Origin of the sequence: Acinetobacter sp. YH16056_T (assembly GCF_024605895.1) — a bacterium.
In the GTDB taxonomy this organism is placed as follows: domain Bacteria; phylum Pseudomonadota; class Gammaproteobacteria; order Pseudomonadales; family Moraxellaceae; genus Acinetobacter; species Acinetobacter amyesii.
Genome location: NZ_CP094545.1, coordinates 809,102 through 832,364 on the forward strand (window position 1 = coordinate 809,102; position 23,263 = coordinate 832,364).

Annotated in this window: 18 protein-coding genes and 8 tRNA genes; 18 read left to right on the forward strand and 8 right to left on the reverse strand. The window is 41.2% G+C overall.

The genetic code is table 11. The features are described 5' to 3' along the window. Positions 1 to 12 precede the first annotated feature (12 nt). Positions 13 to 1,320, forward strand: coding sequence for a hypothetical protein (locus tag MST17_RS03950; protein WP_180009837.1), 1,308 nt, complete (start codon positions 13 to 15; stop codon positions 1,318 to 1,320). Between the two features lie 64 nt (positions 1,321 to 1,384). Here the strand turns inward: MST17_RS03950 and MST17_RS03955 are convergent, their stop codons facing one another. The 4 genes from MST17_RS03955 to MST17_RS03970 form a co-directional block, all read right to left on the reverse strand. Then, positions 1,385 to 3,100, reverse strand: a complete 1,716-nt coding sequence (locus MST17_RS03955) for a proline--tRNA ligase (protein ID WP_180025839.1) — start codon at positions 3,098 to 3,100, stop codon at positions 1,385 to 1,387. A 96-nt stretch (positions 3,101 to 3,196) separates the two neighbouring features. Continuing rightward, positions 3,197 to 6,301 (reverse strand): efflux RND transporter permease subunit, encoded by a 3,105-nt coding sequence (locus tag MST17_RS03960; protein ID WP_180025838.1) that lies wholly within the window; start codon positions 6,299 to 6,301, stop codon positions 3,197 to 3,199. Positions 6,302 to 6,324: 23 nt separating this feature from the next. Continuing rightward, on the reverse strand, positions 6,325 to 7,428 hold the full coding sequence (locus tag MST17_RS03965) for an efflux RND transporter periplasmic adaptor subunit (protein WP_180025837.1): 1,104 nt from the start codon (positions 7,426 to 7,428) through the stop codon (positions 6,325 to 6,327). 46 nt (positions 7,429 to 7,474) lie between these two features. After that, positions 7,475 to 8,068, reverse strand: coding sequence for a hypothetical protein (locus MST17_RS03970; protein ID WP_373683064.1), 594 nt, complete (start codon positions 8,066 to 8,068; stop codon positions 7,475 to 7,477). 343 nt (positions 8,069 to 8,411) lie between these two features. Between MST17_RS03970 and pilG the strand changes: the two genes are divergently transcribed. The 6 genes from pilG (at position 8,412) to MST17_RS04000 (ending at position 17,004) form a co-directional block, all read left to right on the forward strand. Beyond that, on the forward strand, positions 8,412 to 8,795 hold the full coding sequence (gene pilG / locus MST17_RS03975) for a twitching motility response regulator PilG (RefSeq protein ID WP_078191060.1): 384 nt from the start codon (positions 8,412 to 8,414) through the stop codon (positions 8,793 to 8,795). 29 nt (positions 8,796 to 8,824) lie between these two features. Continuing rightward, on the forward strand, positions 8,825 to 9,193 hold the full coding sequence (locus MST17_RS03980; RefSeq protein ID WP_078191059.1) for a response regulator: 369 nt from the start codon (positions 8,825 to 8,827) through the stop codon (positions 9,191 to 9,193). A gap of 6 nt (positions 9,194 to 9,199) precedes the next feature. Beyond that, positions 9,200 to 9,736: a chemotaxis protein CheW gene (locus tag MST17_RS03985; protein ID WP_078191058.1), complete on the forward strand. Its 537-nt coding sequence runs from the start codon at positions 9,200 to 9,202 to the stop codon at positions 9,734 to 9,736. 44 nt (positions 9,737 to 9,780) lie between these two features. Then, positions 9,781 to 11,856, forward strand: a complete 2,076-nt coding sequence (locus MST17_RS03990; protein WP_078192256.1) for a methyl-accepting chemotaxis protein — start codon at positions 9,781 to 9,783, stop codon at positions 11,854 to 11,856. A gap of 162 nt (positions 11,857 to 12,018) precedes the next feature. Further along, the gene (locus tag MST17_RS03995; RefSeq protein WP_180025836.1) at positions 12,019 to 16,533 is read left to right on the forward strand and encodes an Hpt domain-containing protein; all 4,515 of its coding nucleotides are present in this window, start codon (positions 12,019 to 12,021) and stop codon (positions 16,531 to 16,533) included. A gap of 3 nt (positions 16,534 to 16,536) precedes the next feature. Continuing rightward, positions 16,537 to 17,004: a hypothetical protein gene (locus tag MST17_RS04000; RefSeq protein ID WP_168379297.1), complete on the forward strand. Its 468-nt coding sequence runs from the start codon at positions 16,537 to 16,539 to the stop codon at positions 17,002 to 17,004. A 68-nt stretch (positions 17,005 to 17,072) separates the two neighbouring features. Here MST17_RS04000 and dapE read toward each other — a convergent pair whose 3' ends face one another. The 3 genes from dapE to MST17_RS04015 all read right to left on the reverse strand — a co-directional run bounded on the left by dapE (position 17,073) and on the right by MST17_RS04015 (position 19,495). Further along, complete coding sequence (dapE, locus tag MST17_RS04005) at positions 17,073 to 18,206, reverse strand: succinyl-diaminopimelate desuccinylase (RefSeq protein ID WP_180025835.1); 1,134 nt, start codon at positions 18,204 to 18,206, stop codon at positions 17,073 to 17,075. Between the two features lie 121 nt (positions 18,207 to 18,327). Then, positions 18,328 to 18,477: an entericidin A/B family lipoprotein gene (locus tag MST17_RS04010; protein ID WP_078191053.1), complete on the reverse strand. Its 150-nt coding sequence runs from the start codon at positions 18,475 to 18,477 to the stop codon at positions 18,328 to 18,330. A 154-nt stretch (positions 18,478 to 18,631) separates the two neighbouring features. Next, positions 18,632 to 19,495, reverse strand: a complete 864-nt coding sequence (locus tag MST17_RS04015; RefSeq protein ID WP_180025834.1) for a DUF1853 family protein — start codon at positions 19,493 to 19,495, stop codon at positions 18,632 to 18,634. An 88-nt stretch (positions 19,496 to 19,583) separates the two neighbouring features. Here MST17_RS04015 and MST17_RS04020 point away from each other — a divergent pair, with 88 nt between their 5' ends. The 11 genes from MST17_RS04020 (at position 19,584) to MST17_RS04070 (ending at position 22,420) form a co-directional block, all read left to right on the forward strand. Continuing rightward, a complete protein-coding gene (locus tag MST17_RS04020) occupies positions 19,584 to 20,018 on the forward strand; it encodes a YbaN family protein (protein WP_180025833.1) in 435 nt (144 codons plus the stop codon). Further along, on the forward strand, positions 20,011 to 20,505 hold the full coding sequence (gene elsL / locus MST17_RS04025; RefSeq protein WP_180007533.1) for a cell wall-recycling L,D-carboxypeptidase ElsL: 495 nt from the start codon (positions 20,011 to 20,013) through the stop codon (positions 20,503 to 20,505). The genes MST17_RS04020 and elsL overlap by 8 nt, the downstream gene beginning before the upstream one ends. 462 nt (positions 20,506 to 20,967) lie before the next feature. Next, positions 20,968 to 21,043 (forward strand) — tRNA-Val (locus MST17_RS04030). 29 nt (positions 21,044 to 21,072) lie between these two features. Beyond that, positions 21,073 to 21,149: transfer RNA gene (locus MST17_RS04035), tRNA-Asp, on the forward strand. 47 nt (positions 21,150 to 21,196) lie between these two features. Next, positions 21,197 to 21,273 (forward strand) — tRNA-Asp (locus MST17_RS04040). 21 nt (positions 21,274 to 21,294) lie between these two features. Beyond that, positions 21,295 to 21,370 (forward strand) — tRNA-Val (locus tag MST17_RS04045). A gap of 13 nt (positions 21,371 to 21,383) precedes the next feature. Next, a tRNA-Asp gene (locus MST17_RS04050) sits at positions 21,384 to 21,460 on the forward strand. A 31-nt stretch (positions 21,461 to 21,491) separates the two neighbouring features. Beyond that, positions 21,492 to 21,567: transfer RNA gene (locus tag MST17_RS04055), tRNA-Val, on the forward strand. 43 nt (positions 21,568 to 21,610) lie between these two features. Further along, a tRNA-Asp gene (locus tag MST17_RS04060) sits at positions 21,611 to 21,687 on the forward strand. Between the two features lie 98 nt (positions 21,688 to 21,785). Next, a tRNA-Val gene (locus MST17_RS04065) sits at positions 21,786 to 21,861 on the forward strand. A gap of 97 nt (positions 21,862 to 21,958) precedes the next feature. Next, a complete protein-coding gene (locus tag MST17_RS04070; RefSeq protein WP_078191441.1) occupies positions 21,959 to 22,420 on the forward strand; it encodes a DUF2750 domain-containing protein in 462 nt (153 codons plus the stop codon). Between the two features lie 55 nt (positions 22,421 to 22,475). Here MST17_RS04070 and MST17_RS04075 read toward each other — a convergent pair whose 3' ends face one another. Then, on the reverse strand, positions 22,476 to 23,246 hold the full coding sequence (locus MST17_RS04075) for a YdcF family protein (RefSeq protein ID WP_180025832.1): 771 nt from the start codon (positions 23,244 to 23,246) through the stop codon (positions 22,476 to 22,478). Positions 23,247 to 23,263 lie beyond the last annotated feature (17 nt).

Consider the following 23,263-nt stretch of genomic DNA (forward strand, 5'->3'; position numbering starts at 1 on the left):
AGGGAATTTGTTATGAAAAAGAAGTTAATCAGAGGTTTGATCTTCTCGACATTTGCGATGAGTAGCTTATCTCATGCAATGATGGCTTTAGATGATGAAAGCTTATCAAAAGTTGATGGTCAAGCATTACTCTCCATGGAATATACGCAGGGGTATAATTCTGTGGATGAGAGTGGACAAGCCGTAGACCAATCCAATGTCGGCTTTTATAAGCTTGGTTTAGAAGCTGAAATGGAGCTCAATGCCAATATTAAAAAGCTGCAATTGGGTTGTGGTGGTGCAAATGGCTCAGGTGCTTGTGATATTGATATCGATCATATTTCATTGAGTGGATTGCCTGTAAATAGCAATTATACGTCTGATGAACGTGCGGCAACTTCTGCTTTGTTGACCAATCCTTTTATCGAAATTGCAATTAAAGATCCCAAATCAGCTGCAACTCGTGAAGTGATGGGCTTTCGTCTGAGCGCTGAAAAAATTTCTGGGTTAATGACATTAGGTACAGAAAATAGTAATACACCCAATGGTATCAACACCTTTAGTGGGTATATGAAAACCAAAGCGTCTGCGGGTGTTGCAACAACTGCCGAGCGTGTGATGGACTATGCTTCTACGCAGCAATACATTGAAGGGGCTGTTAAGGGGACATTATTTGGTGCTGAAGTTGATCTACCGCTTCACTACAAATCAGATAATTATTCTTTTAATTTAAAATCAACCACAGCACCTTTTACAATTCCAGCCACTGTCGTGAGCGGGAATAGAATTAAGGATAATATTGCGGTATTAAAAGGCACAGGTACAGTTGATCGTCTAGATTTTAGTGGTCCATTAGAAGCTCAGATCTCTCTACTTGGGTTAAATATTAATTTGAATAAAGACGTAACAGGCTATCTTACTGGACTACAAACCGATATTACGGTAAATCAAAGTTTAGGTTTGATCCATGCACTTTATCTAAATAACCCTGCTTCGTTATCCTTACAAGCTCAAAAAATACTCTGGCCTGGTGCTGCAGTTGCAGCAGAAAGAGGTTGGTGGTTGGCGATGGAAGATGAGGTCGATTTGGGGAGTATTACACCTTCAGATAAAGTGGCGATTACGGATGAAGTGTTGAAACAAACGATCGCTGGAATTAACCATGACTTAAGTACCAATGTTCGTAATTGTGGAGATTTAATCTTTGGTTGTGTTGCAGGTTCGGCTTTAGATGTTAAAGAAATTAAAAACCCGTCATTAATTGATTTCCCATTAAACAATTTAAAACTTTCTGGACAGGAGTTTCGTTCTAACTGCTTCGGCGGGCTGAAATTCTGTTAAGGCTTAAAGTATTTAATATAAAAAAATCCCGCACTTAGCGGGATTTTTTTATATTTAGCGCAAATTATTTTGCAATTTTCGCTAAAAGGTCTTCTTTACTGAGGTTGCTTGATTCTTCATCACGGCGACCTTTGTACTCAAATGTACCAGCATCCAAACCTTTCTCACCAATAACGATACGGTGTGGAATACCTGTTAACTCGATATCAGAGAATTTAACACCAGGACGCTCATTACGATCATCAAGAAGAACATCATAACCAGCAGCAGTTAATTCTGCATACAGTGCTTCAGCTGCTTCCATTGTACGTGGTGACTTATGTGCATTCATTGGCACGATAGCAACTTCGAAAGGAGCAATTGCAGACGGCCAAATAATACCTTTGTCATCGAAGTTTTGTTCAATCGCAGAAGCAACAACACGAGTTACACCAATACCGTAGCAACCCATAGTCACAACGAGAGGTTTGCCATCTTCACCTAAAACTTTGCAGCCAAGCGCTTCAGAGTATTTTTGACCCAACTGGAAGATATGACCAACTTCGATACCACGTTTAATCAAGATTGTACCTCGACCATCTGGAGAAGGGTCACCTTCAACAACATTACGCAGGTCATAAACTTCGGTGTATTGTGCATCACGTTCCCAGTTTACACCTACAGCATGTTTATCAACTTGGTTTGCACCAGCAACAAAGTCTGAAAGTACAGACGCTGCACGGTCAACAATAACGGTAATGCCTTTTTCGGTTAAGCCTTGAGGGCCACAGAAACCAGCAGTTAAGCCTAAGTCAGCTAATTGTGCTTCAGTTGCAAAGGCCAATGGAGCAGCAATTAATGGGTGTTTTTCAGCTTTAATTTCATTCAGTTCATGGTCGCCACGTAGGAATAAGGCAACCACTGGCGCAGCTTTACCTTCTTCAGCAACACCTTGAACCAACAATGCTTTTACAGATTGAGCAGGTTTTGATTTAAGGAATTCAGAAACATCAGCTATGGTTTTTTGATTTGGTGTATCAACAATTTCAAGTGCTTTAGTCGGAGCAGCACGTTCACCAACTAGTACGGCTTCAGCCATTTCTACGTTAGCAGCATAATCTGACTCTGTAGAGAATGCGATGTCATCTTCACCGCTAGACGCAAGGACGTGGAATTCGTGTGAACCAGAACCACCAATTGAACCTGTATCCGCTTGAACTGGACGGAAATTTAAACCTAAACGCGTGAAAATCTTGCAGTAAGCTGCATACATGTTGTCATAGGTTTCTTGTAAAGAGGCTTGGTCAACATGGAAAGAATAGGCATCTTTCATGATGAATTCACGTGAACGCATCACACCGAAACGAGGGCGGATTTCGTCACGGAATTTGGTTTGTACTTGGTAGAAGTTTGCAGGCAATTGCTTATAGCTTTTCAACTCATTGCGAGCAAGATCTGTAATCACTTCTTCATGTGTAGGGCCAAGTACAAAGTCATTGTTATGACGGTCTTTAAAACGTAAAAGTTCTGGACCATATTGTACGAAACGACCTGATTCTTCCCATAAAGATGCGGGTTGAGTGACAGGCATCAGGACTTGAAGTGAACCAGCACGATCCATCTCTTCGCGGATAATCGCTTCAACTTTATTTAATACGCGAACGCCCATCGGCAGCCAAGTGTATAAACCTGAAGCCAATTTACGAATCATCCCGGCACGAAGCATAAGCTGATGTGAAATAACTTCAGCATCGTTTGGGGTTTCTCTTAACGTTGCAAATAAAAAGCGACTCGCGCGCATGGAAACTGTCCTAAAAAATTAAGCGTTAAAGTGGAGAGTATACAATAAAAAATGAGGTGAACATTTTCCAAAGTCACCTCATTTTAGATTTTGTCATTATGACATGATTTTTTTGGCCTGACGTGCAAGGAAGTTTCGGAAATCATCCAAATAGGTAAAAATCACTGGAACAACCACGAGTGTCAGTAAGGTAGAAGTAATCACTCCGCCAATCACGGCATGTGCCATTGGCGCGCTTTGTTCACCGCCTTCACCTAGACCAAGTGCAAGCGGAACCATACCCATCACCATTGCACTGGTGGTCATTAAAATGGGGCGTAAACGGGTTTTACCTGCTTCAATAATTGCGTCATAACGATCTACACCATGATCCATGGCTTTTTTAATAAAGTCGATGAGTAGAATTGCGTTCTTTGTCACCAAGCCCATGAGCATAATAATCCCGATAATGGAAAAGAGGTTCATGGTTGAATTAAATAAGAATAAGGCTAAGAACACCCCAATCAATGATAAGGGCAATGAAGCCATAATGGCTGCAGGGTGAATGAAGCTATTAAATTGTGAACCCAAAACAATATAAATAAATACAATAGAGAGGGTAATCGCTGTCATTGCATAACCCGCAGACTCAGCCATATCTTTATTGGCACCTTGCGTGACAAAACTATAACCTGGTGGCAAGTCGAAGTTTTTCTCTATCTCATTGATTTCGGCACCAATATCACCCGCAGGACGTCCTGCTGTGTTGGCTTCAACCATTACTTCACGTGCCAGATCACGACGGTTAATTTGTGAAGCACCAAGTGTTTCTTCAAAGCTTGCCACACTTGCCAATGGAACTAAAATAGGTAAGCCTGCAGCATCGGTTTTTTGTGATGTGATGTACATGCTTTGAATGTCAGTTGGCAGTCGACGCTGATCTTCAGTGAGTCTTAAATTTACATCATAGGTTTCGCCTTTATCATCCTTCCACGTTGTTACATTATCACCCGCAAGAAGAGGGCGTAATACATTGGCGATTTGATTGACGGATAAACCTAAATCACTGGCTAAAACGCGATTGATATGTACACCTAAGGTCGGTTTAGGTTCTTTGAGTGAGCTTTCTAAGTCGACAATACCTTCGACTTTGGCAACTTCAACCAAGAATCGATCTGAAATGCGTTGTAACTCATCTAAGTCTGGTCCTTTAATCGAGATCATTACCGGCTTTTGGCCGCCCGATACTGTTTCATCAGCTGAGGCAATCGAGGTAATGGTAATACCTGCTACATGTTTTAAGCGGGTACGGAATTCATTGTTGAGATCCGTTAATGTTTGACTACGCTCCGTACGTGGTGAAACAGTGACACGAATGCTAGCATGGTTTTTGCCGCGGTCAGTGGCACTATTAATTGCACCATAAGTGGCTTTGACTTCTGGATGTTGGCGAATGATACGATCTACTTGCTTAAGCTTAGCCTGCGAATATTCAAGGGTTGCATCAATTGGTGTTTCAAATTTGATCCGAATTTCACCTTTGTCTGGTACGGGTACAAATTCAGTTCCGATCATTTTGGATAAACCTAATGCACCAAATAAAGACGCGACGGCGATTAAAAGGGTAATGAGCCTAAATTTTAAAGCAAGCTTGAGTAATTTTTCATAATGATGGCTTAGGTTGTCGAGCTTGCCCGAAATCCAGTTAAAAAAACGTTTGATTTTACCCGGCTTTTTATTTGGATCGTGGCGCTCTGCCCAGTGAGCAGACAACATCGGGTCAAGGGTGAAACTCACAAACATCGAAATCAGTACAGCGGTACTGACGGTTACACCGAATTGATAGAAGAAACGCCCAATAATGCCGCCCATAAATGCCACAGGTAAAAATACTGCGACAATGGTCAATGTTGTGGCCAATACGGCTAAACCAATTTCTTTCGTGCCGTCGAGTGCAGCGGTGACGTGGTCCTTGCCCATATCGGCATGGCGGACAATATTTTCACGAACCACAATGGCATCATCAATGAGTAGACCGATACTCAGCGAGAGAGCCAGTAGGGTCATCATGTTGATGGTAAAACCAAAAATCCAAACAAAGGTGAGGGTGCCCAGTAGCGAAATCGGTAGGGTTAAACCTGTAATAGCTGTCGAACGAAATGAACCGAGAAATAGCAAAACAATGAAGACTGCAAGTACAGCACCTTCAATAATGGTACGTGCCACATCTTTAATGCTGCCACGAATACCTTTAGATGAATCAACCACAATTTCTGCCGTCGTGCCTTGTGGTAATTGCTGTTGAATTTTACTTAAAGTTTTACGGGTATTATCAACCACCTCAATCACATTAGAGTCCGAACTTCGCAGAATGTCGACAGCAACGGCTGTTTTACCATTCAGATAGGCACTCGACTCCATTTCGGCTTGGCTATCTTCTATCTCGGCAATTTGTTTGAGATAAATCGGCGCGCCATTTTTATTGGCAACCACTAAATCTCCAAAAGAATTTGGGTGAATAACCCGAGATTTAATTTCGACCACCAATTCTGAGTTCTTTTGTTTTAAGGTTCCTCCCGGAACTTCAATATTTTCAGATTTTAGGGTGTTTATAACTTGATCGATCCCAATCCCGAAACTTTGTAATTTTTGCGGATTTACTTGTATTCGAATTTGTCGCTGCGCATCGCCCAATAAATTGACCGTACCTACACCGGGAACTGTTCTGAGCTGTGGCACAATCCGTTGATTGAGATAGGAACTCAAATCACGTAAAGACATGTCCTTTGATTCAAAAACAATCGACATAATCGCACTGGCAGTAGGGTCGTAGCGTTCTACAATGGGGTCATCAATTTCATCACGAAATTGTGCGGTTACCGGTGCAATTTTATCTCGAATATCCTGTGCAGCTACAGAGGATGAGACGTCTAGATTAAATTCGACAATAACCGTGGATAAACCTTCACTGGATTGAGAAATGACTTGCTTGAGGCCTGAAATGGTATTGATCTGATCTTCAAGTTTCTTGGTGATTTCAGATTCGACAGACTCAGGAGAAGCACCTGGATAGTTGGTGTAGACCACAACAAAAGGGAAGTCGACATCAGGAAACTCTTCAACACCCATACGTTGCCAAGATGCGAGTCCTAGTACCATCAGACAGAACATCATCATAATGGTGAAAACAGGATATTTCACACTAATTCGGGTTAACCACATAACAAATGTCCTGCCTTATTCTTTTAATTTTGGCTGATACTTACATCTTGTTTGATATCTGAATCATTAAATTTAATTCGGCTGATCAGATCACTATTTTGTAAGCCCTGAACAATCGCGGTGTTATTGCTATAACTCTGATTCAAAATTTGTACAGGCACTTTGGCAATTTTATTTTGACGAATGACCCAGACATAAGGTTGGTCTTTTAGACTTTGAATGGTGTCGAGTGGAATTTTTTGGCCTGAAATATTATCTGTACCTAAAATGTGACCTTCGACAAAAGCACCAATACTTAATGATGTAATGGTTTCATTTGGGGCTGCAAAAAATTCAATTTGGCGACTTGCTTGATCAGCAATGGGTGAAATCCGACTGATTTGTGCAGTGAGTAAATTGCTATTGCCTTGGATGCTATATTCAATCTTTTGTCCAATTTTCAGTGCAGCTTGCTGATCACTTGGTAATTTGGCTTGAATTTCCAATTGGTCTGGATTGACGATTTCAAAAAGGGTTTGTCCCGCAGCAACCGTTTGTCCCGGTTCAACATCACGTTTGGTAATCACGCCTTGGATAGGGCTATAAATGGTGCCGTCTTGATTGGCTTTTCGTGCAATATCGACATTGGCTTGTTGGGCACGAACATTTTCCATTTGAGCTTGGTAATCGACACGACTTTGTTCAAACTCTACTTTGGAAATAAAGCCTTGATTTAGCAAACGCTGTTTGCGCTCCATCATTAGTTTGGCTTGATTGGCTTGAGCTTGTGTGGATGCAAGGTTTGCTTGTGATTGAGCAAGACGTGCGGCATTGTCTTGATTATTTAAACGCACCAACACTTGGCCTTTGCTGACACGTTGTCCGACCTCTGCATTAACATTGGTTGCAGTCGCAGTGACTTGGGCTTGAATACTGCTCTGATTGACCGCCCGAATGGTGCCTGTAAATGCAGTTTTGGAAATTGCGTTGCCTTGTTCGATCGTGACCAGATCTTGTTGAATCAATTCAATCTTATTTTCTGGTTTTACACTTTGCTGCGAATCTTCTTTTTGACATGCAGCCAAAGTCAGGCTTATGCAAAGCAGGCTAAGCTTTAAAAATGGGGATGATTGCTGTGCAGATTGCATAATGGTCCTTATATCAGCGGTCTACAAAAGCAATTGAATAACAAGTTTATTCCATCGCTTTTAAACGCGTAATAATTCTGTCGTATTCAGCTTCTGTATTTCGATAGCGAGTTTGTAACGATTGAATGTATTCTTTTTTCGCTACCATATTTTTTTGATTATTATCCAACATTGTTTTTAATTTTGCCGGAACGGTTTCACCTTTTCGAAAATGTTCACGTTCTTGGCGAACAAATAATACACGATCATTTTGTAATTGTTTTAATTGTTCTTGTTCAAACACGATCTGTTTACGTATACCAGTCAGTGCATCACGCTTTTTAATGGCCGCAGTTCGGCTATTGGTATAGGCTTTTTTAAGTTTGATATCTGAAGCTTGCTGACGTGCTTGGGCAGCACGCTGAGGAGCTTGTCTAACGTCCGCTTCAGCATTGTAGGGGCGGTTACGTTTAATCACTTGCATATTTTGATCAAGTGCTTCATAACCATAGCGGATGTGATTTGGTGTCACATTGGTACTGATGTTTGCTATGCCTTTACTGTCATAGTAACGATACCAAGTCGCCTTTTGTGGTTGCTGCGTATTGGTTGGTGCAGCAAATAAAAGCGGGGTATAAGCCAGTAAACAAGTCGTCAGAATGACTTTTTTTGAGAAATGTTTAAGGCCAATCAAGTGAATTTTTTTTGTAAACGGACTCAACCTTGTACTCCCCAGTTTAAAGTTGACTAAATTACTTATTTTAAAGTAATAATCTTGCTATAATATGCTTAATTAAGACAATTAAATACTATTCCAAGTTAAAAAAAAATCGTTGGTCATCGGAAAGTGTGAAGCAGTTAATAAAAACAAGAAATCTTGTGTGTTTGCGCAGAAAATGTTCATTGAAAACGCAAGTAAAGATATGTTAAAAATGTTCACAACTTGTAAATAATAATGCTGCTAACTTAATTGTTTGTACATCCTCAATGGGTAGGGTCAATAAATGGACGATAAATTCCAAAATCTAAAAGTCATGGTAATTGATGATTCAAAAACCATTCGTCGTACGGCCGAAACGCTGCTTCAGCGTGAAGGATGTGAAGTCGTCACTGCTGTAGATGGTTTTGAAGCACTTTCAAAAATTGCAGATGCGAATCCAGATATCGTATTTGTCGATATTATGATGCCACGTCTTGATGGCTATCAAACTTGTGCCCTGATTAAAAACTCTCAAAATTATCAAAATATTCCTGTGATTATGCTTTCAAGTAAAGACGGTTTATTTGATCAGGCGAAGGGTCGTGTTGTGGGTTCGGATGAATACTTAACGAAGCCATTCAGTAAAGATGAATTGCTGAATGCAATCCGTAATCACGTTACAGCTTAATTAGATTTTTTATTTTTTGGGGAAAAAGCATGGCACGTATCCTAATCGTTGATGATTCACCAACAGAAACATTCCGTTTTAAAGAAATTTTAGGTAAACACGGTTTTGAAGTGATTGAAGCTTCAAATGGGGCAGATGGTGTGACAATGGCTCAAGCTGAGTTACCTGATTTGGTCTTAATGGATGTGGTAATGCCGGGTGTGAATGGATTCCAAGCAACACGTCAAATTGCACGTGGTGCGACCACCAAACATATCCCGATTGTCATTGTAAGTACCAAAGATCAGGCAACTGACCGTGTTTGGGGTAAACGCCAAGGTGCTTCTGATTATCTGACTAAACCTGTAGACGAAAAACAATTAATTGATGTGATTAAGCAACACCTCAATGCAGGATAAAGCTCTATGGCAGCAAATGGATTTATCGAATTACTTCGAATCGCAAAACGAGGAAACAAAAACTACGTTTCCACTGAAAATGAAGTAAACCGATGGTCAGGCATTGCTTTTGAGATGATGGGGCAATATTACGTTGCTCCTTTAGGTGAAGTAGCTGAAGTGATCTACCCACCAAAATATACGCCAGTTCCCAATACCCAACCTTGGGTGATGGGACTAGCCAATATTCGGGGACGCTTACTTTCTTTGTCTGACCTAGCACAATATATAACCGGTCATCGAAGTAGTTTTTCACCCACTCAAAAAGTTTTATGTATTAGTCATAATGACCATTATGTCGGTTTGGTAGTCGATCAAGTTTTGGGTATTCAACACTTTAATAAGAAAAGTTATTTTTCTAAACATAATGAGTTGGATCGAAATTTACAGGAATATTGTCAGGGGTATTTCCACCAGCATAACCAGCAGTGGAATGTATTTCTCTTCAGTCGTTTACTGCAAAATCCAAAATACATGAACGCATCTATAAAATTTATAAATTAATTGTCGCGCACGAACGAAAGAAGGCGTAATCGGGGAGAAGCTGAATGGGCTTTAAACTTAAAAAGAAAAATACGGGTGAAAGCACCAGTGGTCGTAAAGGCGGTAATGCTTTTCTGGCAAAACTGCAATCACAGACAGATCAATTATCTCGAGTTTTTGGTGATAGTGAAAAATCCAAACCATTTATTTATGGTGCGATTGGTTCATTAGTACTGGCAACGATTATTTTATTATACCTATTCTATAGCGTTCCTCGCGGTAACCAATTAACGCAAAGTTTGGGTGAACTCCGTCTTCTTTCGCAAACAATTTCGCGTCAAGCAACTGAGGCAACTGCTTCAGGTACTGAAGATGCAATGAAAAAATTAATTGCCTCTCAAGATTCGTTCAAAGAAAACTTAGAAACTGTAAAAGACATTCATGCAAATACAGATGCGCTGAAATCTGTAGATACGCAGTGGGCTGAGGTTTCAAAAAGTATTGACTTGATTACTTCGCAACAAAAAATCATTAATAAGTTATATGACACGAACATCGCGATTGGTGAAACCATTCCGGGGATTCAGGCGGAATATAACTTGATGGTCGACCAAATGGCACGTCAAGACATGCCTTCGAACCAGGTGGTGATTGCGAAAAACCAGGTATTCATTGCAGAACGTATTTTACGTTCGATCAGTTCGGTGCTTTCAGGTTCTGATAGCTCACGTGAGTCTGCAGATGACTTCAGTGCCGATACTGAAACCTTCGGTTTGTACTTAAATGCCCAATTGGATGGTAGTACAGAGCTTGGTGTACAACGTATTGAAAGCCCTGAATTACGTGAGTCACTTGAAGGCATTAAAGCTGAATATGACGATGTATTAAAATCAGCGGCTGCGACAATTTTGAAAAACTCAACGCAAATTGTGAACGTACGTAAAGCATCTTCACAAATTTTTGCTGAGTCAGACAAATTGTTGGACAACTTAAATCAATTGTCTTCTAGCACAGGCTTGAAAACCATTTTACCTGCGGTACTGTTGATTCTTGCTTTAACAGCCTTCTTGATCTGTGTGTTCAAACTTCTTTCTTTACGTGGTCAATCGGATAAATTCCGTGTAACCCGTCTTCAAGAAGAATATGACCGTAACCAGAACGCGATTTTACGTTTACTCGATGAAATTGCCGATCTTGCAGACGGTGACTTACGTTCGTATGCGACGGTATCTGAAGACTTTACTGGTGCGATTGCCGACTCGATTAACTTCGCAATCGACCAATTACGTGACCTTGTATCGCGTATTACAGAAACTTCTCAAGAAGTTGCACAATATACGGCGAATACGCAGGGTATTACCAACCAGCTTGCAGAAGCATCTGAGCATCAGGCGCAAGAGATTGCTGGTGCATCTGCCGCGATTAACGAAATGGCAATGTCGATTGACCAAGTATCTTCGAACGCTGAAGAATCAGCTGTCGTAGCAGAACGTTCAGTACAAATTGCTGCAAACGGTGCAGATGTTGTAAACCGTTCAATTGAAGGTATGGACACGATTCGTGAACAGATTCAGGAAACTTCAAAACGTATTAAACGTTTGGGTGAGTCTTCTCAAGAGATTGGTAACATTGTCGCACTGATTAACGATATTGCCGACCAAACGAACATCTTGGCATTAAACGCAGCAATTCAGGCGTCGATGGCGGGTGAGGCAGGTCGTGGTTTCGCCGTGGTAGCGGATGAGGTACAGCGTCTTGCGGAACGTTCAGCGTCTGCAACCAAACAGATTGAAGGCTTGGTAAAAACCATTCAAACGGATACTAACGAAGCCGTAATTTCGATGGAACAAACGACTTCGGAAGTTGTACGTGGTGCGAACTTGTCTAAAGATGCCGGCGTAGCACTGGATGAAATTCAGTCTGTATCGGGTAACTTGGCGAAACTGATTGCAAACATTTCGGATGCTGCAAAACTTCAGTCTGCTTCTGCAGGTCATATTGCGACAACGATGAACGTTGTACAAGAAATTACCTCGCAAACCACCAGTGCAACATTTGATACTGCACGTTCGGTATCTGAATTGGCGAACATGGCTGAATCATTACGTGAATCTGTATCTGACTTTAAACTCCCAGAGTAAGTCAGGCGCAAACCTGCAGTACCTTAGCTACGGCTAGGGTACTGCACCGATTACAGATAACACATCGATAAGGTGAACTTAACGTCACAGTTAAGTCTTAGGTGATGGTTACAATTAAGTTTGAGCAACCTTCTTGGTGGCAAAACATAAGAAGCCTTAGCTATGAAAGAAATATTAAAAAATTTAGTTGAAACAACTACGCTTCCTGAAGATAGTTATCTTGATCAAGATGCAGAAATTTTAGAGATTTTTGTTGAAGAAATAGAAGAAATCTTTGAAGAACTAGCGGGTTTATTTACAACTTGGTTGGAAAATCCACAAGATAAAGACACTTTAACGACGATTCGTCGTCATTTCCATACCCTGAAAGGTTCAGGTCGTATGGTCGGGGCAAAATCGGCGGGTGAATCTGCATGGGCAGTTGAAGATACGCTGAACCGTGTTATTGCGGGTTCAGTACAGTTAACGCCGACCGTTCAAAAGTTTGCACAAACAGTTTTAAATGTTTATCAATATAAGCTCTATCCACGGTTTAAAAATGTTGCCGAATTGGATGTTGACTTACGTCCATTGGTTTTAATGGGGCAACAATTACAACAAAATATTAGCCTTGAGCCTGCACTCGAAGAATTATTAAAACTGGCAGATCAATTAAAATCTGAAGATGCTGTCACTGGTTTAGAGCTGACTGAAGTTGAAACTACAGAACATGTGGAAGTAGTTGAAAGCACGATCGATGCAGTGGCCGAATCAGAAACAAATCTTGAGCAAGTGGATGCAGATGCATCACTGGTCGAAGAGACTGTGAGCATTTTTATTGAAGAAGCTGAAGAACATCTACAAACGATTGATCAGTTCCTCCAATCTGATGATAGTAAATCACAAGACTATAATGGCTTGATTCGCGCGCTACACACCTTACGTGGTAGTTCGTCGATGGCACAAATCGAAGAGATTTTTGAAGCCAGTTCAAAAGTTGAAAATTTATTCAAAACCTTATTGCAAGACGAAATCGTATCGAGCTCGAAAGAAACTGCTTTATTGATTCAATATGCTGAATTTGTTCGTGATTATTTACACGTGCTCCGTTCAGGGGATAAGGCAAATCTTGCGTCTATTTATGAAACCTTCAAAGCCGCTTGGGATGATTATGGTTTTGCAAGCCAAGATCAATTGGCGCCTGAAGATAATCCGCAAGGTTTGGTTTCTAAACTAATCGAATTAAATATTGATCAGTTATTAGATGCTGAATTTGAGTTTGATAAACGTGCTCTAGCTGAATTCCCAGACTATATTCAACAGCTCAGTCAACAAGCTTTAGAGTTGATTGAACATACGGATAATCGTGCGTCTGTTGGTATCCATGATTTCACGACTCAAATGCGTGCAGCGTATCAGTCTTTAATTGAAAAGCCTGAATTGCTCCATGCTGATTATGGATATGAGTTATTTGCACAAGCGCATCAAGAATTCATTCACTTATTTGACACCTTAGCTGCGGGTCAGCGTGTGGTGTTAAGTGAAGAGGTTCAGCGTTTCTTAAATGAGCTAGCTGCATTTGTTCAACAAGACATTGAAGCAGTTGCAGCAACGACTACACAAGAAGCCAATATCGTTGCCGAACCTGTTGCCACTGCAGAAGATAAAGCCGCTGTTCCAAATACAACAGCAGTAGACTTTGCACAATTAAGTCAGCGTATCCAACTTGATCATCAACAGATGCAAGCGGCGGATGCGAATAATGACTTTGATGAAGATCTTTTAGGGATCTTTATTGAAGAGGCAGAAGAATTATTGGTGGGGATTGACCAAGACCTCAGTACTTGGACACGTGATAAGACCAATACTTCAGCTTTGAATAATTTAATGCGTTATTTGCATACCCTAAAAGGTGGTGCAAATATGATTGCCGCGTCTCATGTGGGTTTAATTTCGCATGAATTGGAGTCAATTTATGAGCGCATTATTCGTCAGCAAATTTCGATTACTCCTGCGTTAATTCAAATTATTCGCTTGGTGCAGGATGATATTTCAGATCGTATTCAAACCATTCGTGACCAAGGGATCGACTACCCAGCGAATAATGTGATCGATATTCTAAGGAATATTCAGTCAATTGTGGCAGGAGAACATTCAGAACCTGTTGCATTGGCTTCGGCTCCTATTTTAGCTGAAACTGAACAAGCAGCAGTAGAACCAGATGTATCGGTGTCAGAGCCGATGAATGTTGTTGAAGACACAGCAGAAGCAGTGGTTGAAGCTCAAACGACTGCTCACACTGAGTCCGCTGTTGAACATCTTGAACATGCGGTTGCTGATCATGTTGAGCATCCAGATGATGATCTACGTTCTGTCATGGAAGAAACCTTCCTTGAAGAGTCTGAGGAAATTCTTGAACAAGCCGTTCAATTATTAAATCAATGGACTGAACAACGTAGTGACCGTAACGTATTGCTTCAATTACAACGTGCTGCCCACAGTATTAAGGGTGGTGCGCGTATGGTTGAAAATGAACCTGTTGCCGCAATTGCGTATCAACTTGAGACGACGTTTGAGCATTTCGCGGTTCATCATTTCAACTCAAATGCATATGACGGCTTACTCAAAACGACGTTGGCATGGTTAAAAGAAGCGATCTTCAACCACGACTATAGTAATTTTGACAGCATCAAATTGAGCTTAGAGTCCATTCAATATGTGGATGTTACGGTTCAACTGCCAAACCGTGTTGCAGAATTGGAACAAGGTATCGTCAGCAAAGGCTTTGAATTTATTCAAGGTGATGGTGTTGAACCGCCATCGATGTTGGGTGAGTGGACTGAAGCCAATTCTTCTGATAACAGCAATGAGATGATTCGTATCTCGGCTGATCTCGTCGAGAAGATGATTGACTTATCAGGCGAAAACTCGATTAACCGTTCACGTATTGAAATGGACTTAGGTCAGCTAGGCAATACCTTGAATGAAATGGAGTTAGCAATTAAGCGACTTGCTGACCAGTTACGTCGAATGGATGGTGAGCTTGAGTCACAAATTATTGCCAAACATGGTTCTGAAAATTCACGCTATGCGGATTTCGACCCATTGGAGATGGACCAATATTCATCGATTAACCAATTGTCAAAATCTCTAGCCGAATCTGCGTCGGATTTGGTTGACTTCAAGAGTACTTTGGCAGAAAAAATCCGTGATGCGGAAGGTCTGTTATTACAACAATCACGTATTCAGTCAGAAATTCAAGAAAGTCTGATGCGTACCCGTTTGGTGCCATTTGATCGTTTGTTACCACGTTTACAACGTATTGTGCGTCAAACCTCTTCGACCTTGAACCGTCCTGCAGAATTGATTGTTCAAAATACAGAAGGTGAATTGGACCGTACGATCTTAGAGCGTTTGGTGACACCATTTGAACATATGCTGCGTAATGCGGTCGACCATGGTTTAGAAGATACTGCTGACCGTTTGGCTTTAAAAAAGCCAGAAGTAGGTAGCATCGTCTTGAACATTAGTCGTCAGGGTACTGATGTACTGGTGTCTTTCAGTGATGATGGTAAAGGGATTGATGAAACCAAAATTAAAGACAAAGCCTTAAAACTTGGTTTAATCAAAGCGGATCAGTTCCTCGATAAACAAGAAATCTTGCAATTGATCTTCCATCCAGGTTTCTCAACGGCACAATCGGTAACGCAAATTTCGGGTCGTGGTGTTGGTCTGGATGTGGTGCAAAGTGAAATTAAAGCCTTGGGTGGTCATGTTTCCGTTGAGTCTGAGTTAGGTAAAGGGACGACCTTTACCATTCGTGTACCAACCACAGTAGCGGTCAGCGATGCCTTGATGGTGAAAGCGGGCGATCAGCAATATGCGATTTCATTAGCGCAAATTGAACGTATTGTCCGTATTGCACCTACGGCACTCGAAACTTACTTCAATAGTAAGGATGACGTGTTTAAAATTGACAACACCAATTACAAACTACGTTATCTATCAGAGTTTGTGGGTAATCAGCCAATTCCACGTTTAAATAATGTCGGCCATTCATTGCCTGTATTGCTAATAAAAGGCAACAGTGGTCAAACCATTGCTTTATTGGTAGATCAGCTGGTGGGTTCACGTTCTCAAATCGTGGTGAAACCAATTGGTCAACAATTTACCAGTGTGGCCGCGATTGCAGGTGCCACGATTCTAGGTGATGGTCATGTATGTTTGATTTTGGATGGGCAAAATATTGCACGTCAAATTCAAACTACGCAGCGTGTTAAACATTCAGCTGAACAGCGTGATTTGGGCCGTCAATCCAATGCACGTCGTTTAGTGATGATTGTCGATGACTCGGTGACAGTACGTAAGGTGACTTCACGCTTACTTGAACGTCAAGGTTATGACATCGTGACCGCGAAAGATGGTGTAGATGCAATTGAGCAGCTTGAAAATGTCCGTCCAGACTTGATGCTACTCGATATTGAAATGCCACGTATGGATGGTTTCGAAGTGACAAACTTAGTCCGTCACCACGACATTCACCGTGACTTGCCAATCATTATGATTACATCGCGTACTGGTGAAAAACATCGTGAGCGTGCATTTAGCTTAGGTGTGACTCACTATATGGGTAAACCATTCCAAGAAGCTGAATTGCTTGCCAATATTGAAGCTTTAATTGCAGAAAAGCAGGGGTAATTTATGAGCCAAAACACTGTTTCTCAGGTTGTCAGCGATAAAATTGATCAGCAGGAACTGCAACATCTCATTACGGTTTCTACCGGTTTTATCGATGCGTATATCATCGATTGTCATGGTAAAGAGCCAATGTTGTTGCCACAAAATATTGTGCTTTCAGCGCTCGATAGTGCAACCAAGGTTCCTTTTGTTGAATGGCATGAATTGAAATTGCCTGTTTTCTCGGTCAATGATCCTGCAAAAAATCAGGGCGTGGCTTTGGTGATTGAAGGCGATGATGTTGGACAGCGTTTTGCACTGATGTGTAATGAAATGCCGAAAACCATTCGTCTGCGTATTTCTGAAGTGGTTGATGAAGAAAAAACCGTGAAAGACGCCAATATTTTCCAATATGTACGCATGGCCGATCAGGTATTTCATATTCCAAATTTAGCCAATATTCAAAACAGCATTGGGCTTCAAGCGGCTTAGTATTTGTAAAAACGAGATATAAAAAAGGAACTCCATTGAGTTCCTTTTTTTGACTATGTGGGGAATATTTAAGCCAACAGGTTTTCTAAAATCTTTTCGTAAATTTCAGAAAGTGGTTCCAACTCTGCCACATTGACGTGTTCATTGATTTGGTGAATCGTGGCATTTAAAACACCCAGCTCAAGCACCTGTGCACCTGTAGGCGCAATGAATCGACCATCAGAAGTACCACCACTGGTCGAAAGTTCAGTTTCTGTCCCAGTAACATCTCGAATGGCATCACGTGCGGCATTCACTAACTCACCGACTGGGGTTAGGAATGGAAGACCAGATAACGTCCAAGAGATGTCATATTCAACACCATGACGATCTAAAATTTCCAAGGTACGTGCTTTGAGTTCATCTGCCGTTACTTCTGTTGAATAACGGAAATTAAACAGTAAATTCATCGTGCCCGGAACAACGTTGGTTGCACCTGTGCCGGCATTAATATTGGAAATTTGGAACGACGTTGCAGGGAAGTATTCGTTACCATTGTCCCACACGGTATCGCAAAGCTCAGCCAATGCTTTTGAAGCTGTATGGATTGGGTTGATTGCTAGATGTGGGTAAGCAACGTGACCTTGTTTACCTTTAACTGTTAAATTGGCATTTAGCGAACCACGACGACCATTTTTAACAATATCGCCAAGTGTGTTGGTGCTTGAAGGTTCACCCACCAAACACCAAGTCATTTTTTCATTACGCGCTTCTAAAGTTTCAACAACTTTGACTGTCCCATTGATCGAAGGACCTTCTTCGTCAGAGGTAATGAGAAATGCAATAGAACCTTTATGGTTTGGATGTTTCGCAACAAAACGTTCGGAAGCAACAACCATAGCTGCCAACGCGGTTTTCATATCTGCGCTGCCACGACCATATAGTTTTCCGTCGCGAATTTCAGGAAGAAATGGGTCAGAACCCCATGCATCCAAGTTACCCGTAGGTACTACATCCGTATGACCTGCAAAGCAAAATACTGGTGCTTCAGTCCCTTTACGTGCCCAAAGATTATCTACATCATCAAAACGCATATTTTCAATGTTAAAGCCAATTTTGGCTAAACGATCCGCCATAATGTTCTGGCAGGTATGGTCAATCGGTGTCACCGACGGTTGGCGAAGTAGTTCTAGGCTGAGATCAAGAGTTGCTGTTGAGGTCATGCTAAATACAGAAGTCAAAAATGTCGCAATATAATAGGCGAATCAACAAGCGAAGGGAAATTTAGACGTAAAAAACCCTATTAAAAAAATAGGGCTCTTTTATAAATTCTTGGGAAAGAAATTAATTGCGGCGAATTTCTTCCGAAGTTTTCTCAGCAGTATTGGTTACAGCATCTCCAGCTTTAGATACGTCTTTACCAACACCTTTTACTGTATTACAACCTGTCAGTACGAAAGCAACCATAAGTGATGCAGCTAAAATTTTTTTCATTGAATGTAATCTCCATTATGAAAGAATAATTTTTAGAAGACTAAATTATTCTGTTGTGAGATTTAGATTAAAAAATAGCCGTATCAAACAGTAGGTGGTTTTTACGGTGGTTGAGTAAATAAATGTAAATTTCTACTAAATGGTGCATTGAGTCTTAAATTGTTTGCGGCAAAACCAAGCGTGGCTGTCTATACATATAATAGCTTTCATCACTGTCTTTTTTATATAAACCATCTGTCCACCAATGTGCGGTTGCACTCGTCGGTTGCTGCTGCACGCAGATCCATTCATGTCGTTGTAGGCGATAATAGCCTTGACTCGTAGATGGAATGACATGTCCCCATTGACCTATTCTACGCGCAGGATTGACCCAGTTTGGCAATGCGTTGGTACGCTGAATAGGTAAATATAATTGGCCCTTTAAAACGCAATAGCGCTGTTGAATCTGCTGCCCAAGTGCTTCATCAAATTGGAATTGTTTTTGGGTAAAATGATTAAGCTTACGAGCCAAAGTATCACTACGATTTAAGCCATACCAATAGGGTAATTGAAAATCGCGCTCGGCTAGATAATATTTTAAAGCCACTTCCCAATGTTCAACTTTACCACTTTCGGTATTTTTTAAAACAAAATCCAGTTCACCAACTGTACGAGGGCCGTCAATTTTTTGAATGCTATGTCCGAGTAACTGGTATGGATGGTATGGGTGATCGAGCAGCCAAAACCATATAAACATTTCGAAACGTAAACCAAGGCGAGTACTTTTTAATTTTTGTAAAAATTCTACTAATTCACTTGGGTGTTGTTCGAGTTGTTTTAAACGGGGAAGATAGGCTTCAAAATATTTATGCCAAAGCTCGTTTGGATGAAAATGAAAGGGATAGCGGATTTCGAGTTCATTGGGAATTTGCTGCAGAATATTTGGGCTAGCAATACAGAAAGCCAATTGGCGAACTAAGGGCTGTTTAAATTGCAACCATGGCTCAAAATAAGACGACGTTGTCGGGGTTACAGCCATATTGAAACCTTTCGAATAATGCAGAATAACAACGGATAATTGTTAAAAACATCTTATACTACCTGAATTGAAAGTTCAGGGTAGCGGTATGAAGACGTTGTTTTGGCGAAGCTTAGTGGTTGTCTTTGTCATTTTAGGCTTTATAGGGGCTTTATTGCCGGGAATGCCCACGACAGTCTTCTTAATATTAGCAGCATGGGCAGCTTCAAAAGGCTGGCCACAAATGGATGCTTGGTTATTGAATCATCCTAAATACGGCCCAACCCTACGCGCTTGGCGCGAAAATGGCACCGTCCCCCGCAAAGCAAAATGGTTTGCATCGATCATGATGTTTGTGAGTGGTCTGATTATGCTTTTTACTTCTGCACCGATTGCCGTCAAGATTTTCACGGACTTAACCATGTTGATCGTTGGTATTTGGTTATGGACACGACCTGAGCCAAATCAGATGCGGACTATTGAACAATCGCCGCAGACACAACCAGTAGATAAAGATAAGCAGAAAGAGCAAGAGCATGTCTGAATATACCCAAGATCAAGCCGATATCCTGATTAACTTGAAAGATCAAACTTTAACTTTGCCGAAGCTCAATAAGTTTTATCTAATTTCATCGGGTAAAAATGGCATTGGTGAACAAGAAAATAGTGGTAAGACTCCACGTGGTTGGCATCAAATTGCGGAAAAGTTTGGTGGACAACAACCTCAAAATGCAGTTTTTAAAGCACGTCAGTGGACAGGTGAGGTTTACGACGAGCAACTTGCCGCATTACATCCTGAGCGGGATTGGATTTTATCTCGAATATTGTGGCTCAGTGGTTTGGAACCCGGCTTTAATGTGGGTGAGGGCTGTGATACTTATCAGCGTTATATTTATATTCATGGCACACCAGATACTGAACCAATGGGTATACCTATGTCACATGGTTGTATTCGCATGCGAAACAGCGATGTTGTAGAACTTTATCAATTGATTCCATTAAATGCGCTGGTTTACATCACTGAACATTGAACACGTCGTTAAAAGCACAAGCCATGAAAACCGAAGTTCATGGCATCAAAACAAAGATTTGAAAAATTAAAGTGAGTTTGAAAGGCGTTTTTTTGTCAGGACTTTTGTCAGGACTAATGCTCGCAAACCAACAGAAAATCGTGTTTGAATGTATTTTGTACACTAGGTTGTTTTAGAATGCCGGATGTGTGGTGAATTAATCGTCGGTTTGCTGAATGATTAGTTATGAGTCCATCTGAAAAACTGTTTTTTATGTGAATGATGCAGAATATAAGTCATATTTTTAGTAATAAATTTACAGGTTTATAGCTAAAAAATGTTCAAAAATACTGATTTTTCCGCAATATAACTTATTTTTTAATCACTCAAACAGAAAAAGTGGAAAAGAGTTAGAAAAGCGTTTGACAGACCGTGAGGATTCTCTATAATGCACCTCATCAAACGATGAACATGTTTTGAAAAGGGCGCTTAGCTCAGTTGGTAGAGCGTCTGCCTTACAAGCAGAATGTCGGCGGTTCGATCCCGTCAGCGCCCACCAAACCTTTTCAACGTTAAGATATTTAGAGTGCAGCGGTAGTTCAGTTGGTTAGAATACCGGCCTGTCACGCCGGGGGTCGCGGGTTCGAGTCCCGTCCGCTGCGCCACTTTAAATCTTAATTCGTTTGAACCACAATAGCGACATTGTGTAAGTGCAGCGGTAGTTCAGTTGGTTAGAATACCGGCCTGTCACGCCGGGGGTCGCGGGTTCGAGTCCCGTCCGCTGCGCCATTTACATGATAGACCTTTTGAGGGCGCTTAGCTCAGTTGGTAGAGCGTCTGCCTTACAAGCAGAATGTCGGCGGTTCGATCCCGTCAGCGCCCACCATATTTTTTGTGATGCAGCGGTAGTTCAGTTGGTTAGAATACCGGCCTGTCACGCCGGGGGTCGCGGGTTCGAGTCCCGTCCGCTGCGCCATTTCAAAGAATATAATTGTTGTACCCTTTAAGGGCGCTTAGCTCAGTTGGTAGAGCGTCTGCCTTACAAGCAGAATGTCGGCGGTTCGATCCCGTCAGCGCCCACCATATCTTTATGATATTGGTTGTGTTTCGAAAGAAACTACGTGATGCAGCGGTAGTTCAGTTGGTTAGAATACCGGCCTGTCACGCCGGGGGTCGCGGGTTCGAGTCCCGTCCGCTGCGCCATTTATCTTAAAAATCTCTGTTCAAGAGAATGCCTTTAGAAAAATCTTCGATTTTTCTCTTGCGCTCAGACAAGGCTCCGCTTTGTTACTCTTCGCTCAGGGCGCTTAGCTCAGTTGGTAGAGCGTCTGCCTTACAAGCAGAATGTCGGCGGTTCGATCCCGTCAGCGCCCACCATATTCTTCTATAGAAACTTCTTTATCCAAAAGCTTGCCTAAATTTTCTGATTTACATAAAATTCGCTCTATAATAATTTTAATATTGTATGTGATCTATGAGAAATCCATATCAGCGCAAGGCAGCGTCTAAAACTCAAACTACAAATTACAATCCTCAAGAAACCTATAAACAATTTATTGAAAATATGGTCGCTCAAGGTGGCGTGATTGCGTTATATCAAGATGGTTGGGCACTTTGTGCGACACCTACAGGTCAACGTTCCTTCGCTATTTGGCAAAACCGTGGTTTGGCACGTTTATTAATTAAAGACAATTGGTCCAATTATGAAATTCAGGAAATTTCATTAAAAGACTTTATCGAAAAAGTCATTCCGTTTTTACGCAGCGAGAGCACTACGGTATCTTTAGATTTGACCCCAGAAGGGCAAAATATTTTGGTTGCGCCTGAAAAGATGCTGTTAGATATTAAAAATTATTTATATCAAGTCTATCAACAGCGCCCAGAAATCTTTGAAAACCTTAAAATTCCTTTGCCACGTAGCATTCGTTTAAATTAATGATTTATTTACAGCATAAAAAAGCCCTTGTTTACTGATCAAACAAGGGCTTTTTTTAATATTCGTTAAGTACAAAACCGCTCAAAAAAGCAAAATATTCACGTAGCCAAGAGTTGTAGCGGATGTACAGCGGTGTAGGCGCTGCAATGGTATACACCTGTGTATAGCCTAACTTTCGTGCAATTGCTTTTGCACGTGGAAGGTGAAAGTCACTACTGGCAATCGCAATGGGGGCATCAAGCGAAATCTGATGTCGTTTTAAAATCATTTTACTGTTAATCAGATTGAATTCTGTGCTGGTACTTCTGCTTTCTTCATATATGCGTGCGGCTGAAATGTCATAATGTTGAAGTAAATAGCGCTTCATGACAGAAGATTCGGTCATTTTTTCATTAAAGCCTAAACCACCCGTCATGATCATAATAGTATTGGGCTGTTGCAAGGCATACGGTGCTGCGGCATCGAGACGCGCCTTTAAGGTCGGAGAGGGTTGACCATTTTCAATACCGCTACCCAAAACGATGATGGCTTGGAAGGAAGTAAATGGCTTAGATTGGTGGCTATTGAAGTGTAAATACGCAAAAAACAGCAAAAGGCTCAATAGCCAAAGCCAAAACAACCACCATGCCGCACGCCAGAGCCTTTTGAGTTTGGGGGAATGATCTAAAATATTGTGGATTTTGGTTGTAAATAGTCCGGATATAAGAAAAATACACCCAATGACTAAGGGTAAAAGAATGCCTAAATGAATTTTATCTAATGTAAGCAACCAAATGGCATCTACACAGAGCAGCAAGCCTACACAAAGCAGTAGTATTCTTTTCATTCAAAAAATTAAAGCAG